The organism is Streptomyces sp. NPDC017529 (assembly GCF_044329785.1).
GTDB lineage: Bacteria > Actinomycetota > Actinomycetes > Streptomycetales > Streptomycetaceae > Streptomyces.
In genome coordinates, this window is record NZ_JBIRJY010000001.1 from 503,832 (window position 1) to 519,007 (window position 15,176).

The 15,176-nt window shown below is 72.7% G+C and carries 12 protein-coding genes; 10 read left to right on the top strand and 2 right to left on the bottom strand.

Annotated features, from left to right (window positions below; all coding sequences use genetic code 11):
- Positions 1 to 35 precede the first annotated feature (35 nt).
- A complete protein-coding gene (locus ACH4K4_RS01820) occupies positions 36 to 956 on the top strand; it encodes a triphosphoribosyl-dephospho-CoA synthase (protein ID WP_398164042.1) in 921 nt (306 codons plus the stop codon).
- A gap of 43 nt (positions 957 to 999) precedes the next feature.
- On the opposite strand, the gene ACH4K4_RS01825 is transcribed toward ACH4K4_RS01820, so the two are convergent.
- The gene (locus tag ACH4K4_RS01825; RefSeq protein ID WP_398164043.1) at positions 1,000 to 1,770 is read right to left on the bottom strand and encodes a PaaX family transcriptional regulator C-terminal domain-containing protein; all 771 of its coding nucleotides are present in this window, start codon (positions 1,768 to 1,770) and stop codon (positions 1,000 to 1,002) included.
- Positions 1,771 to 1,859: 89 nt separating this feature from the next.
- On the opposite strand from ACH4K4_RS01825, the gene ACH4K4_RS01830 reads away from it, so the two are divergent.
- Together ACH4K4_RS01830 and ACH4K4_RS01835 are read left to right on the top strand one after the other, a co-directional pair.
- Complete coding sequence (locus ACH4K4_RS01830; protein ID WP_398164044.1) at positions 1,860 to 3,518, top strand: acyl-CoA dehydrogenase family protein; 1,659 nt, start codon at positions 1,860 to 1,862, stop codon at positions 3,516 to 3,518.
- Positions 3,515 to 4,291: a crotonase/enoyl-CoA hydratase family protein gene (locus ACH4K4_RS01835; protein WP_398164045.1), complete on the top strand. Its 777-nt coding sequence runs from the start codon at positions 3,515 to 3,517 to the stop codon at positions 4,289 to 4,291. The genes ACH4K4_RS01830 and ACH4K4_RS01835 overlap by 4 nt, the downstream gene beginning before the upstream one ends.
- A 3-nt stretch (positions 4,292 to 4,294) precedes the next feature.
- Here ACH4K4_RS01835 and ACH4K4_RS01840 read toward each other — a convergent pair whose 3' ends face one another.
- Entirely contained in the window at positions 4,295 to 5,317 is a 1,023-nt protein-coding gene (locus ACH4K4_RS01840) for a GlxA family transcriptional regulator (protein ID WP_398164046.1), read from the bottom strand.
- A gap of 148 nt (positions 5,318 to 5,465) precedes the next feature.
- On the opposite strand from ACH4K4_RS01840, the gene ACH4K4_RS01845 reads away from it, so the two are divergent.
- The 7 genes from ACH4K4_RS01845 (at position 5,466) to ACH4K4_RS01875 (ending at position 15,156) form a co-directional block, all read left to right on the top strand.
- Positions 5,466 to 6,350 carry an NAD(P)-dependent oxidoreductase gene (locus ACH4K4_RS01845; RefSeq protein WP_398164047.1) on the top strand — a complete coding sequence of 295 codons (885 nt, stop codon included), beginning with the start codon at positions 5,466 to 5,468 and terminating at the stop codon, positions 6,348 to 6,350.
- Complete coding sequence (locus ACH4K4_RS01850; protein ID WP_398164049.1) at positions 6,347 to 6,967, top strand: hypothetical protein; 621 nt, start codon at positions 6,347 to 6,349, stop codon at positions 6,965 to 6,967. Before ACH4K4_RS01845 ends, ACH4K4_RS01850 begins: the two co-directional genes overlap by 4 nt.
- Before the next feature lie 111 nt (positions 6,968 to 7,078).
- Positions 7,079 to 7,978 (top strand): YndJ family protein, encoded by a 900-nt coding sequence (locus ACH4K4_RS01855; RefSeq protein ID WP_398164051.1) that lies wholly within the window; start codon positions 7,079 to 7,081, stop codon positions 7,976 to 7,978.
- A complete protein-coding gene (locus tag ACH4K4_RS01860; RefSeq protein ID WP_398164053.1) occupies positions 7,975 to 8,502 on the top strand; it encodes a DUF1990 family protein in 528 nt (175 codons plus the stop codon). The genes ACH4K4_RS01855 and ACH4K4_RS01860 overlap by 4 nt, the downstream gene beginning before the upstream one ends.
- 114 nt (positions 8,503 to 8,616) lie before the next feature.
- Entirely contained in the window at positions 8,617 to 9,870 is a 1,254-nt protein-coding gene (locus ACH4K4_RS01865) for a metallophosphoesterase (RefSeq protein ID WP_398164054.1), read from the top strand.
- A 239-nt stretch (positions 9,871 to 10,109) separates the two neighbouring features.
- Entirely contained in the window at positions 10,110 to 12,278 is a 2,169-nt protein-coding gene (locus ACH4K4_RS01870; RefSeq protein WP_398164055.1) for a SpoIIE family protein phosphatase, read from the top strand.
- A gap of 157 nt (positions 12,279 to 12,435) precedes the next feature.
- Complete coding sequence (locus ACH4K4_RS01875) at positions 12,436 to 15,156, top strand: ATP-dependent RecD-like DNA helicase (protein WP_398164057.1); 2,721 nt, start codon at positions 12,436 to 12,438, stop codon at positions 15,154 to 15,156.
- Positions 15,157 to 15,176 lie beyond the last annotated feature (20 nt).

Consider the following 15,176-nt stretch of genomic DNA (forward strand, 5'->3'; position numbering starts at 1 on the left):
GAGGGCATGCCGTAACACGAGGGGAGCGCGGCCCGATGAGTACTCCTACTTTCTCCGCCCGTTCTGCGGCCCGCGGTCGGTCGATCATGAAATGGCGCCGGTCCGGGGCCGCGCGCGACGACGCGCCGCCGCTCCACGAACGCCCCGTCCTGCACACGGTCCCGCACCCCTCCCCCGACCGTCCGCTGCCCCTGCGGCTCGCCGACCTGGCCGTCGCCGCCTGTACGGCGCAGACGGTCCTGGCACCGAAGCCGGACCCCCTCGCGCTGCACGCCGCCGAGCTGCTGCACGCGCCCTTCGCCTCGATGGCCGAGGCGGCGATGGGCCGGCCGCTGGACCGGCGGCTGCGCGAACAGCTCGGCCGCCTCGGCCGGGCGGGTGAGCAGCGCGCCCTCCAGGCCGGCGCGGGCGCGCCGGGCAAGCGAGGCGCCCTGTGGTCCGTGGGACTGCTGGTGGCCGGTGCCGCCGCGACGAACTGCCGCTCCGACGTGGAGACCTGCGAGGCGGCGGCCGCCCTGGCGCGCCTGCCGGACGGCGGCGCCCCCGCGGCCAGCCGGTCGCCCGGCGGCCGGGCCCGGCAGTACTACGGCGTGCCCGGCGCCGTCGGCCAGGCCCGCTCCGGCTTCCCGAACGTGCTGGGCGTGGCCCTCCCCGCGCTGCGCCAGTCCCGCGCCGCCGGCGCCTCCGAGGTGACGGCCCGGATGGACGCGCTGCTCGCGCTGCTGTCCACGGTCGATGACACCACGCTGCTGCAACGCGGCGGTTCGCAGGGGCTGTTGTCGGTGCAGATGGACGCGCGCGACGTGCTGTCCTCGGGCGGCTACGGCACCGCGCGCGGGCGCAAGGCGTTCGCCCGGCTGGACGCGCGGCTGACCCGTAACGGCCTCACGGCGGGCGGCAGCGCGGCCCTCCTGTCGGCCACCCTGTTCCTGGACTTCCTCTTCGAGGGCCGCTGATCCTCCGGGGAGCCGCCGGCTCTCCTGGAACCCCTGGCGGCATTCAGTTCGTGACGTACTGGCGCAGTACGTCACGTAGTTCGGCCTCGAACGCGTCGTAGCGGCGCCGCAGTTCCGCGCCCGGCCAGCCGGCGGGCAGCAGGGCGTCCGGCAGCAGCGGGTCCGCGAGGAGGTGGCGCAGCACCGCGGCCGAGACCGTGAAGCGTCCGGCGGGCGAACCGGCGCGGGACAGCGCCGCGAGCAGCGCGCGGGCCCGCGCCGCCCAGCCGTCCAGGTCCCACAGCCCGCGTGCCAGCGCCGCCGGGTCGCCGTCCGGGGCGCCGGTGAGCAGGGTGCACTGCCGGCCGACCACGGCCGGGCGGGTCCGCTGGAGGTTGGCGGGGCGCAGCCACGTGCCTTCGCGCAGTTCGGCCATCCGCAGTTCCGTCATGGCCTGGCGCAGTGCCGTGCGCTCGGCGGCCGGGCGCGCTTCGGCGGTGACCACGGCGATCTCCCAGCCGCCGTCCCAGGCACGGGTGCGGGGTGAGCGGCTTTCGTCCTGCCGCGCCTGGCGTTCCAGCAGCCGCGCGGTCAGCCCGTACGCGCCCTCCTGCTGCTGGAGGTCCCCCGCGGCGACCATCCGGGAGAGGGCGACGCGGACGGTGCCCTCGGCGGTGCCGAACAGCTCGCCGACGCGCACCAGGGCGCGCGCCGGGAGGCGGGGCGGGTGGTGCCCGAGCAGGGTGCTGAGCACGACGGAACGGGCGGTGAGCGGCGGGAGGCCGAGGTGCCCGAAATCGTCGCGTACGGAGGCGTCGCGGATGTCGTGGTCCATCGCCCGAAATCCTAACCACGCCCCGCCACCGCGCTCTCCGCGCTATTACACTCTTCCGCCACCCATCCGAAATCTGTAACGTCCACGGTATGACCGTCACCCACGAAGTCCTGAACCAGGCTCCGCCGCTGACCGGGTTCAGCGCGGCGGACGACCCCGCCCTGCTCGCGGCGCTGCACCGCGCGGACGCCGGCTGGGGCGCGCCCGAGGTGCTGGAACTGGGCGCGCTCGCCGGTACGGAAGCGGTCCAGGAGCAGTCCCGGATGGCCGAGGAGCAGCCGCCCCGGCTGCACACCCACGACCGCTTCGGCCACCGGATCGACGAGGTGGAGTTCCACCCCGCCTGGCACCAGCTGATGACCGTGGCGGTGGAGCACGGCCTGCACGCCGCGCCGTGGGCCGACCCCCGCCCCGGCGCCCACCTCGTGCGCGCGGCGAAGTTCCACGTCTGGTCGCAGGCCGAGCCGGGGCACGGCTGCCCGGTCTCCATGACGTACGCCGCCGTCCCCGCCCTGCGCGCCGAACCGGCCCTTGCGGAACAGTACGAGCCCCTGCTGACAGCCCGCTCGTACGACTACGGACTGCGGCCGCCACTCGGCAAAACCGGCCTGATCGCGGGCATGTCGATGACGGAGAAGCAGGGCGGCTCCGACGTCCGGGCCAACACCACCCGGGCGGTGCCGGCCGGCGACGGCACATACCGCATCACCGGTCACAAGTGGTTCACCTCCGCGCCGATGAGCGACGTCTTCCTGGTGCTCGCGCAGACGGCGGAGGGGCTGGGCTGCTTCCTGCTGCCGCGCGTGCTGCCCGACGGCACCCGCAACGGCATGCGGCTGATGCGCCTGAAGGACAAGCTGGGCAACCGCTCCAACGCCTCTTCCGAGATCGAGTACGACGAGGCGGTGGCCTGGCCGGTCGGGGAGCCGGGGCGCGGCGTGCGGACCATCGTCGAAATGGTGAACATGACGCGGCTGGACTGCGTGATCGGCTCGGCCGCCGGGATGCGCGCCGGCCTGCGGCAGGCGCTGCACCACACCACGCACCGCCGCGCGTTCGACCGCGCGCTGTCCGGACAGCCGCTCATGCAGGCGGTACTGGCGGACCTCGCGATCGAGTCGGAGGCGGCGACGACGCTGGCGATGCGGCTGGCGACCGCCGTGGACGGGGCGCAGGCCGGCGACGCGGGCGAGGCCGCGCTGCGCCGGCTGGGGCTGGCCGTCGGCAAGTACTGGGTGTGCAAGCGGGGCAGCGCGCACGCGGCGGAGGCCCTGGAATGCCTGGGCGGCAACGGCTACGTGGAGGAGTCGGGCATGCCGCGCCTCTACCGCGAGGCACCCCTGCTGTCCATCTGGGAGGGCTCGGGCAACGTCGCCGCGCTGGACGTGCTGCGCGCCCTCGCCAAGGAACCGGCCGCGCTGGACGCGTACTTCGCCGAGGTCGACGCGGCCGCCGGCACCGACCGGCGGCTGGACGCCGCCGTCACCGGCATCCGCAAGACGCTCGGCACACTGGACGACCCGGAGCGGGCCCAGCGCGCCGCCCGGTCGCTGGCCGAACGGATGGCCCTCGCGCTCCAGGGGGCGCTGCTCGTACGGCACAGCATCCCGGCGGTCGCGGACGCGTTCTGCGCCTCGCGGCTCGACGGGGAGTGGGGGCACGCCTTCGGAACCCTGCCCGCCACGGCCGACCTGGCGGCGATCCTGGAGCGGGCACGCGTCAAGTCCCCGGCGGAGGTCGCCGGATGACCGGCCCGTCCCCCGCCGTACGCGTCGAACGCGCCGGCCCGGTGTTCACCGTCATCCTCTCCCGGCCCAAGGCACGCAACGCCGTGGACGGCGCGACCGCCGACGCGCTGGCCGCCGCCTTCCGCGAGTTCGCCGCCGACGACGACGCGTACGCCGCCGTCCTGTGGGGCGAGGGCGGCACGTTCTGCTCCGGCGCCGACCTCAAGGCGGTCGGCACCGCGCGCGGCAACCGGGTCGCGGCGGACGGCGACGGCCCGATGGGCCCCACCCGGATGCGGCTGGACAAGCCGGTGATCGCCGCGGTCAGCGGACACGCGGTGGCGGGCGGCCTGGAACTGGCCCTCTGGTGCGACCTGCGGGTCGCGGAGGAGGACGCGGTCTTCGGCGTGTTCTGCCGCCGCTGGGGCGTCCCGCTGATCGACGGCGGCACGGTACGGCTGCCCCGGATCGTCGGCACCGGCCGGGCCCTGGACATGGTCCTGACAGGCCGGCCGGTCGGCGCCGCCGAGGCCCTGCAGATGGGCCTGGCCAACCGGGTGGTCCCACCCGGCGAGTCCCGCACAGAAGCCGAAAACCTCGCCACCGCCATCGCCCGCTTCCCACAGGCATGCCTACGCAGCGACCGCGCTTCCCTGCTGGCACAGGAGGGCCACCCGGAAGAGACCGCAATGGCCACCGAACTCCGCCACGGCCAGGCCTTACTGGCCGAGGCCATGACAGGCGCAGCCCGATTCACCTCGGGGACGGGGCGGCACGGTGAGATGGATGTGTGACGGTCATCCGCCGGCGGCCGGTGTCGGTTCTCGTGTCGTTCGGGGGAAGGCTCTGCGGTAGTCGGACGGTGTTACGCCCACCCGTTTGAGGAAGTGGTGGCGGAGGTTGTTCGCTGTGCCCAGGCCGCTCAGTTCGCTGATTTTTTCGACTGGTAGGTCTGTTGACTCCAGAAGGCTTTGGGCGTGTGCCAGGCGTTGGTCCAGAAGCCATTGGAGAGGGGTTGTGCCGGTGGCCGCCTGAAGCCGGCGGTAGAAGGTCCGCGGGCTCAGCGTGGCGCGCTTGGCGAGGTCTTCGACGGTCAGGGGGCGGTCGAGGTTGGCGCGGGCCCAGGCCAGGACGGGGGCCAGGCCCTCGTCGTCGGTGGTGGGTACGGAAAGGTCGACGAACTGTGCCTGGCCGCCCGGGCGGTGGGCGGGGACGACCATCCGGCGGGCCAGTTGGTTGGCCACGTGCGCGCCCAGGTCGCGCCGTACGAGGTGGAGGCAGAGGTCGAGGCCCGCCGTCAGGCCGGCGCTGGTGAGCACGTCGCCCTCGTCCACGTACAGCACCGAGTCGTCGACCCGCACCTTCGGGTACCGCTCGGCCAGTTGGGCGGTGTGCATCCAGTGGGCGGTGGCGCGGCGGCCGTCGAGCAGTCCCGCCTCGGCGAGCGCGAAGGCCCCGGTGCACAGCGACACCATGCGGGCGCCGGCGTCGTGGGCGCGGCGCAGCGCCGTGATCAGGGCGGGCGGCAGCGGTCTGCCGTCCTCGACGCAGGGGTCGGGTACGGACGGGACGACGACCGTGTCCGCGTGCACGAGGTCGTCCAGCCCGTAGGGCGTGCGCAGGCTCAGCCCGGACGGCCCCGCGGGGGCGTCCGGGGCGTTCGCCTCCCCCGTTCCGCACAGCCGCAGGTCGTACCAGGGTTCGGCCAGGTCGGGCTGCGGCTTGCCGAAGACGGTGCAGGGGATGCTCAGTTCGTACAGGTCCCAGGAGGGGACCCCGATCTCCTCGGTCACGACCACCGCGACGGATCCAGCGCTCATGCCGGAAGGATAGGGCAGCAGGGCGGCAGGAATTTGGTGGTAGCCGTCAGTACTGCCACTGGTTTGGCCTGCCGGGCGCTGCGAGCGTGGGCCGTACGTGATCAACCGCCGGGCCGACCACCGCCGGCGGACGTACGAGGAGAGTGACATGCGGACCGAACGCGCGACCGTGACGGTGCTGGGGCTGGGTTCGATGGGGTCGGCGCTGGCCGACGCGCTGCTGGACGCCGGCCATGCGACGACGGTGTGGAACCGGTCGGCGCACCGGGCCGCGGCCTTGGCGGAGCGGGGCGCCGTGCCGGCCGCGACTCCCGCGGAGGCGGTCGCGGCGAGTCCGCTCGTGATCGCCTGCGTGCTGGACCACGCGGCTCTGCACGCCGTCCTCGACCCGGTGGCCGGTTCGCTGGCGGGCCGGACGCTGGTCAACCTCACCTCCGGCTCGCCCGAGCAGGCCGCGGAGGCCGCCGCGTGGGCGCGGTCGCACGGTGCGGGCTATCTCGACGGGGCGGTCATGACGACCCCGCCGGGCGTCGGCAACCCGGAGACGATGTTCCTCTACAGCGGCCCGCGCGAGGTTTTCGACGCCCACCGCCCGGCCCTCGCCGCCCTGGGCGACCCGCTGCACCTGGGCGCCGATCCGGGCCTGGCGTCGCTGTACGACGCCGCCCTGCTCGGCCTGATGTGGGCCACCATGACGGGCTGGCTGCACGGCACCGCCCTGGTCGGCGCCGAGGGAACGCCGGCCACCGCCTTCACCCCGGTCGCGATCCGCTGGCTGGGCGCGGTGAACGGTTTCCTCACGACGTACGCGTCCCAGGTGGACGCCGGCCGCTACCCGGGCGACGACGCCACCGTCGACGTCCAGATCGCCGCCGTCGGCCACCTCATCCACGCCGCGGCGGCGCGCGGCGTGGACAACGCGCTGCCCGAGCTGCTGAAGGCCACCATGGAACGCGCCCGCGACGCGGGCCACGGCTCCGGCAGCTACGCGAGCGTCGTCGAGGTCCTCAAGGGCGAGGCGGGCGGCCGGTGACCACGACGACAACGCACGCGGCACCGCCCGCCACCGCGTGGCCCGGCCTGCTGGCCGCCGCCACCGACGCCTGCCTGGACGTCCTCCTCGAAGGCGCCGGCCAGGACTGGTCGCGGCCCGCCGGCAGCCTCGACTGGGCCTGCCGGGAGACTCTCGACCACCTCGCCCTCGGGCTGACCGGCTACGCGGGCCTGCTCATCGCCCGGCCCACCGACCGCTACATCACCCTCTTCGCCTCCCTGGACCCCCACGCGCCGGTGCCCGCCTGCCTGGAAGGGCTGCGCATCGCCGCGTCCCTGCTCGGCTCCACGGTGCGCGACACGCCGGCCGGCGTCCGTGCCTGGCACCCGTGGGGGCACGCGGACGCCGCGGGATTCGCCGCCATGGGCGTCACGGAGCTGGTCCTCCACACGTACGACATCACCCGCACGCTCGGCCCGGCCTGGGCGCCGGACGGCGGCCTCGCCGCCGCCGTCCTGGCCCGCCTCTTCCCCGGCGCCCCGCCCGCTCCGTCCGGGCACGGCCCGTTCGACGTGTTGCTGTGGTGCACGGGGAGGGCCGCGCTGCCCGGACTTCCGCGGCGTACGGAGTGGCAGTGGGACGGTTCCGTGCGGTGACGCCGCAGGGTGGGCGCACCCCTTGTTGAACGCGTTCAACCCGTCGCGTACTGTCGTGCGCGACGGGTTTTGAACACGTTCAAATCGGCTTCGGCCGGGTCAGGGGGGACCGTGACCGCTCTGGTCGCTCTCATCGTCATGCTCGGGATGTGCGCCGTGATCCCGATGGGGCTCGCGCTCATCGACGAGCCGGGGCTCCGGTGGCTGCGGCGCGGCTGGCCCGCGGCCGCCGTGGCGGGCTCGGCCGCGCTCTGGCTGCCGCGCGGCGCCACCGCGACGGCGCTCGCCACCGGCTACGCGCTGGCCACCCTCGCCCTCGCGCTGTACGCACCGCGCCGGCTGCTACGCACCCGCAGCCTCGCGCCCCGCGAGATCGCGGTACTGACCGCCCTCGTCACCCCGGTCGTCGCCGGGACCGCGCTGGTCGCCGAGCGCTCCGGCCACCAGCTGTTCGGCTTCGACCTGCGCATTCTGTCGCTGACCGTGCCGCACTTCCACTTCGCCGGATTCGCCGCCGCCCTGGTGGCCGGGCTGGTCTGCCGCGCCGCGGCACCCGGCCGGGCCGGACCGCTCGCCGCGCTCAGCGTGCCCGTGGGCACCCTGCTCGTACTGGCCGGCTACTTCGTCGACGACTGGGCCGAGCTGGCCGGCGCGGTCGTCCTGACCGCCGGCATGTGGCTGGTCGCGCTGGTCACCTGGCGCGACCTGCGCACCACCGCACCGGACCGCACCACCCGGACCCTGCTCGGCGTCTCCGCGGCCGTCCTCCTGGCGACCATGCTGCTCGCCCTGAGCTGGGCGCTCGGCGAGGCAACCGGCGTCCCGCACCCCACACTGGCATGGATGGCGGCCACCCACGGCCTCGGCAACGCGCTGGGCTTCGCCCTCTGCGCGCTGCTCGCCTGGCACCGCCTCCGGGCCCGCCCCACCGCGTACCGCCCCAGCGCCAACCGCCCGACCGCCAACCGCCCCACCGCGTCCGCAACCGAGGAAGCAGGCACTCCGGCATGACACCCTCCCCTTCCGCCCCCTTCAACTACGCCGAGCACGGCGCGACCCGGCGCCGTCCGCTGCCCGGCGGCTACCGCCACCTGCACGAGGCGACCTACCTCGGGCACGGCCGCGCCGTCCTCGAAGCCGCGGGCGAGGCGGTCACCACCTTCCGGATGCACCGCGCGGCGGGCGTCCGGGTCCGGGCGTCGGCCGCGGAGGCCGCGCCCGGCGTGGCGGTCGTGTGCGATCTGGGCCTCGGCCCCGCGCGGCTGCCCGCGCCCTGCCGGGTGGTGTGGAGCGAGTACGAGAGCGAGCGCATCGGCTTCGCGTACGGCACGCTGACCGGCCACCCCCAACGCGGCGAGGAGTCGTTCGTGGTCGAGATGCGGGACGACGGCGCGGTGTGGTTCACCATGACGGCCTTCAGCAGGCCGGGCCGCTGGTACACGCGGCTGGCGGGCCCGCTGGTCCCGGCTTTCCAGCGGCTGTACGCGCGCCACTGCGGCCGTACCCTGCGCCGGCTCGCCACCGGTCCCCGCTGACCCGCGGCCCGCCCGCCGGCCCCCGCGCCCCTCCCACCTCACCATTCCCGTACGTCCACACGGAGTTCATGGTTCCGTCACCAGCCGCCCCGCCACCCGTGAAAGAAATCGAACATGTGTGGAGACGAGCTGATCCCGCCGCGGGCGGACATGACCGAGGACCAGTGGCTGCGTACGGCCGGCCCCGGGCTACCCGACGGGCCCGCGCCGCAGGCCGCGCCCGACGCGCGGCCCCGGGCACGCGGTGTGCACCGGCGGACGCTGCTGGGCGGTGCGGTGGCGGGAGCGGCGCTGGCCGCCGTGCCGTTCGGGGCGCAGCGGCCGGCGGTCGCCGCACCGCGCGCGGGCGGCCCGGAACGCTTCCCGTTCCCGTCCGCGCCGGGCCCCGCGGGCGAGTACGCCGTCCTGGTCACCGGTGACGCCGGGACGGGCAAGGAGGAGCAGTACGCGGTCGCCGAGGCGGCCCGGGAAATCTGCCGTACCGAGCACATCGGGCTGGCGGTCGGCCTGGGGGACAACATCTACGAGAACGGGCCCGAGTCCGACCGCGACCCGGAGTTCCAGGAGAAGTTCGAACAGCCCAACACCGGCATCGACATGCCGTGGCTGATGGTGCTGGGCAACCACGACTGCTCGGGCCTGATACCCGGCAGCGGCGGCGACCCGTCGCGCGGTGACCGCGAAGTCGCCTACGCGGCCACGTCCCGCCGCTGGTACATGCCCGGTCGCTACTACAACGTCGCCCTCCCGGCGGGCGGCGCCCAGAACGACCCGCTCGTCGAGTTCTTCGCGCTCGACACCAACCCGGTCGCCTCCTACGTCGTGCAGACCGACCCGCACTACCGGTGGAACGGCCCGTACATGCGCGAGCAGCGGCGCTGGCTGGACGCCGCGCTGAGCGCCTCCCGCGCGCGCTGGAAGGTGGTACTGGCCCACCACCCGTACCTGAACAACGGCAAGCACGGCAGCGCCGGCTCGTACGACGGGTTCGTCATCGGGGACTACACCAGCGGCATCCACCTCAAGGAGCTGTACGAGGAGGTGGTGTGCGGCCGCGCCGACCTGATCCTGTCCGGCCACGACCACACCCTCCAGGTCCTGGAGCCCACCGACCGTACGCGCGGCACCCGGCAGGTCGTGTGCGGCGCCGCCGCCAAGGCCGGCGACGGCAAGGCGCACTTCACGCACCCCGCCGCCTGGCAGGACTTCTCCCGGAACGGGTTCATGGTGGTGAAGGTGTCGGCCGCCGCGATGACGATCGACGCGTACACGGTCGACGTCGCGGCGAAGCGGGCCCGGCTCGCCCACCGGACCCGGACCGCGCGGCCGGTGGCGGCGGGGGCCAGGGTGCCGGCGGAGGCCAGGTGACCGGGGACGTACCACCCATAACCGGCTGAAAATGCGCGAACCGTGATGCTGTCCTAATGTGAGCCCATGGCCGCTTCCCGGTTGCGATGGCTCCCCTCCGGCGGACCGCGAACGGAAGCGGCGGGCGTGGTGGCCCCGGCGTCGCCGGCCCCGGCTGCCTGGCGGGCAGCCGGGGCCGGCACGCCACAGAAACACCGGCCGCGCCCCGCCCGGACGGCGGCACGGGGGCGCAGCGCGACATGACCGGACGGGACGGCGTGCCTCCGGGCGGCCACGACCCGCGCCGCGACGACCCGGACCGGGCCGCCGGGCCCCGACCCGGCGCCGACCGCGCCGGCGACCGGCCGCCGCTGGACCCCGTGCCGCTGCGCGACCGGCTGGGCCTCAACCGGACCGGCACCTTCGACTGGGACCTCGACCGCGGCGTGCTGGAACTCGACCCGTGCGGGCTGGAGGTCTTCGACCTGCGCCCCGACGAGTACGACGGACGGCCCGCGACCCTGACCACCCGGCTGGCGCCCGAAGAGGGCTACCGGCTGGACGCGGCGGTCTCCCAGGCCGTCCAGAGCGGGGCGCACTCGTACGGCGCCTACTTCCGCGTGCACTGCCGGGACGGCGCGCCCCGCTGGACGCACACCCGGGGCCGCATCCTGCGGGACGCGCGCGGCCGGCCGTACCGGATCGTCGGCCTCGTCCAGGAAGCGGGCACGGAACTGGCCGACTCCGCGCTGCTGCGGTCGCTCCGGGAGGACCGGCAGCGGCAGACCCAGATGGTGCAGCAGACCACCGCCGCGCTCTCCCGCGCCCTGTCCGTCGCGGACGTCACCCGGGTGCTGACCGGCACGGGCGGCGCCCGGCGCTTCGGCGCCGACGCGCTGATCCTCGGGCTCGTCGACAACGACCGGTTCGAAGTCATCGCGATCACCGGGCTGCCCGGCGCCACCCCCGAGGAGATGATGGCCTCACGGCTCGACGACACGCTGCCGCTGTCGGACGCCGCGCTGTCGCGCCGCGCCACGTTCCTGGGCTCGCGCGGCGAACTGATCGCCCGCTACCCGCGGCTGCGCCCCTACCTGGACCGGGTGCCCATGGGCAGCGCCGTCTTCCTGCCGCTGGTGGCACAGGCCCGGGTCGTCGGAGCGCTCGGACTGTTCAACTCCGAGCCCAAACAGCACTCGGCGGAGGACCGCAACCTGGCGCTCGCACTGGGCGGCGTCGTGGCCCAGTCACTCCAGCGGGCCATGCTCTTCGACCAGGAGAGGGAGTTCGCCACCGGGCTCCAGGCGACGATGCTGCCGCGCCGGGTGGCGGACATCGCCGGCGGCGCGGTCACCGTCCGCTACCACGCGGCGCGCACCGGGCGGGACATCGGCGGCGACTGGTACGACGTCATCCCCCTGCCCCAGGGGCGCACCGGGCTGGTCGTCGGCGACGTCCAGGGCCACGACACCCACGCGGCGGCGGTGATGGGGCAGTTGCGCATCGCGCTGCGCGCGTACGCCGCCGAGGGGCACTCCCCGGAGACGGTGCTGGTGCGGGCGTCCCGCTTCCTCGCCGAGCTGGAGACCGAACGGTTCGCCACCTGTACGTACGTCCAGGCGGACCTGGAGTCGGGGGCCCTGCACATCGCACGGGCCGGTCACCTGGGGCCGCTGGTCTGGGACGCGGCCGGGCACACCGACTGGCACCCGGTACGCGGCGGGCTGCCGCTGGGGCTGGCCACCGCGTTCGGCCAGGACCACTTCCCCGAGACCCAGCTCTTCCTGGAGCCGGAGTCGACGCTCCTGCTGTGCACCGACGGTCTCGTCGAACAGCCCGGCCGGGACATCGCGGCCGGCATCGACGCGCTCACCGCGGCCGTACGCGACGGGCCCGCCGACCTCGAAGCGCTGGCCGACCGGCTCTCCGACCAGTTGTGGGCGCGGCCCGGCTCCGGCGACGACATGGCACTCGTCCTCCTGCACCGCGACCCGTCCCCCGGAACCGCCACCGCGACGCCCCGCATCCGCCTGCACGTCCACCAGGCCGACCCGTCCGGGGCCTCGGAAGTACGGGCCGTCCTGCGGCGCATGATGGACCAGTGGCGGGCCGGCCCGGTCGCGTACGACATCGAAGTGGCCGCCACCGAACTCATCACCAACGCGCTGACGCACACGGACAGCGGGGCACTGGTGACGGCGGAACTCCTGCCCGCCGGGACCGGCGCGCGGGGCGCCGGCCGGCGCCGCGTCCGCCTGGAGGTCGAAGACCGCTCCAGCCGCTGGCCCCGCCGCCGCACCCCCGGCGAAACGGCCACCTCGGGCCGGGGCCTGATGATGGTCGAGGCCCTGGCCGACTCCTGGGGCGCCGAGCCGAGGGGAGCGGGAAAGGCCCTCTGGTGCGAATTCGCCCTGCCGGGCGAGGAGTAGCGCCGAAGTCGGACGATCTCGCCGCCGAGACAGCGGACTTGCGGGCTTGCGGGCTTGCGGGCTTGCGGACTCTGCCATCATCCGCCAACTGCTGCCCCCCAGGTACCGTCACACTGTCAGCACACCGTGGGGTTTGCGAGTGGGAGGGCAAAAGCGCGTGGCTACCGTCGGCGAACAGATCAGGAGCACGGACGAGGCGATCTGCAAAAACATCGCCTCGCTCACCGACCAGCGGGCGCTGCTCTCACAGAACGTCCTCGCCCAGCTCCGCAACCTGGTCGAGGGGGTTGCGGTATGCCTGCACGCCGGCCGGTCTGACGCCGAGTTCACCTATGCGGCCGTGGAGCCCGGGCTCGCCTTCGTCAAGGGCCAGGCAAAGCTCAACTTCCTCGGCAAGTTCCACAAGCTCATCCAGGTGAGCGCCTCCCACTACACCCTGGACGGGGACGCCTCCGAGCGGTTGATGCTCAAGTATTACGAGTATCTCCACCGCGTCCGCAGCCTGCTCAAGGACCGTTGCGGGATCGCGGTGCTGGTGAACCTGGAGGCGTTCCCGGTCGACCTCGACCCATCGCTGCGGGAGTACCACGAGAAGATCGCCGCGAGGGTGGAGGCGATCCGTCCGACACCGGCACCGCCGGACGCCGGGGCGCGAGGCCGGCACTACATCCACAAGACGCGCCCGTTCTTCGTGGGAGGTCGCGTCTACTACGAGGTGACCTTCTACCGAGCTGTCAACAAGGTGAACAAGTTCGATCGCGTCATTGCCTTCACCGACATCGACCTGACCGATGAGTACGCGGCCATGCTGACGCTCCAGAGCGACTCGATCGACGTGCTCGGCCAGACGATGCCCGTCACGATCATCCGCGAGTGGGAAATCTCCATTCGCCCGTGCGAGTTCGACAACTTCGCTCGCCTCCTGGGTGCCCGCACCACGGTTCGGACCAACTCCCCGGAGTACCGCTACCTGATGCGAGGGCTGACAACGGACGCGGGCAACCTGCTCGACCTGATCGACATGCCGGACGACGAGTACGCGAGGGTGAAGGCGAAAGGCACGGAAGGCGTCGCCAAGCCGCAGATCTTCCCCGTGCTCGATACGGCACGCCGCATCGTGAGGTCAGCCGCTCCGGGCCACAACGTCATCCGTTATCTCATGCTGCGGATGCACAACCAGGTTCTGAAGCCGCAGTATCACCGGGACAGCTGTGGCCGCCTGTCCGGGATGAATCTCCAGTATGGCTGTATCCCGTTCGACGCCATGCCGTTCTGCACCTCGCTGCCGGGGCACAACCCGCGGTACCGGAATCTCGTGGAGAGCCTCGATGTGACCGGGCGGAGCCACGAACTCCTCGCCCGACGTGTGAAGAACAACGTGGAGCGTCACGGAATCCTCTACACGCCCGAGCGCGATCTCGCGGAGTTCGGTGATGTCCCGGGGTTGATCTCCGCCTACAACAACAAGCTCTACTACAAGCACAGCGATCGCCGGCTCGTGCTGGACAAAGGCCACGTCTTCATTCGCGGGTACGAGGACGACACCGTCGCCATCGTCGAGGAGCTCCAGGAGTGTGCGTCATCCGGGATCGACGGCTATCCGCAAGCCGTCGAGCGCTGGCTCGACGAGGCGCCTCGTGGCATCGACGACGAGGTCAAGAAGGAAGCGCTCAAGCTGTTGTTCAGCCAGTCGCGTGTCGCGTTGATCTACGGCGCGGCCGGCACGGGCAAGTCGACGATGGTGGACCACATCGCGCACTACTTCAACAGCAAGGCGAAACTCTTCCTCGCCCACACCAACCCGGCCGTCGACAACCTCCGGCGCAAGGTGTCCGCGCAGAACTCGACCTTCCGGACGATCAGCAGCCAGATACGCAGAAACGCCGTGGATCCGGAGTACGACCTTCTCGTTGTCGACGAGTGCAGCACGGTCAGCAACGCCGACCTGATCAAGGTGCTGGAGAGGACGTCCTTCACCTTGCTCGTGCTCGTCGGCGACGTCTACCAGATCGAGTCGATCCAGTTCGGGAACTGGTTCGGCATCGTCCGCTCCTTCCTCCCGAGCACGTCGGTGTTCGAACTGACAACGCCCTTCAGGACGAAGAACGACGCACTTCTGGGCTTCTGGGACAAGGTCAGGAACGTCGACGACGACATCGCCGAGGTCATGGCCCGCAACGGATACTCGACCGTGCTCGACAGGACGCTGTTCCAGGCCCAACGCGACGACGAGATCATCCTGTGCCTGAACTACGACGGCCTGTACGGCATCAACAACATCAACCGCTTCCTCCAGAGCAGCAACCCCGGCGCGGCGACCACTTGGCGGGTCTCCACGTACAAGGTCGGCGATCCGGTCCTCTTCCACGAGACCGAGCGGTTCCGGCCGGTGATCTACAACAACCTGAAGGGCCGCATCGCCGGTATCGAGCGCACCCCCGGCCGGATCCGGTTCGAGGTGGAACTCGATCGCACGGTCAGCGAGTCCGACATCGACAACGAGGAACTCGAACGGGTGGGGGAAGCGACGGTGCGGTTCTCCGTCTACGAGCAGGACACCAGCGACGAGGACGACGACTCGCTGAACACCACCGTGCCGTTCCAGGTGGCCTATGCGGTTTCGATCCACAAGGCGCAGGGCCTTGAGTACGAATCCGTCAAAATCGTCGTCACCGACGCCAACGAGGACGACATCACACACAGCATTTTCTACACAGCCGTCACCCGGGCGCGTGAACGCCTGCGGGTCTTCTGGACACCGGAGACCCAGCAGGCCGTTCTCAAGGGGCTCCACCGGAGCACCAATCCGAAGGACGCCGCTCTTCTGTCCAGTCGTCGTGGCCTTGCTCCGGTGGCCGGGCCCCGTCGAGCCCCCTGACCGCGTGGGATCGCGCCGGG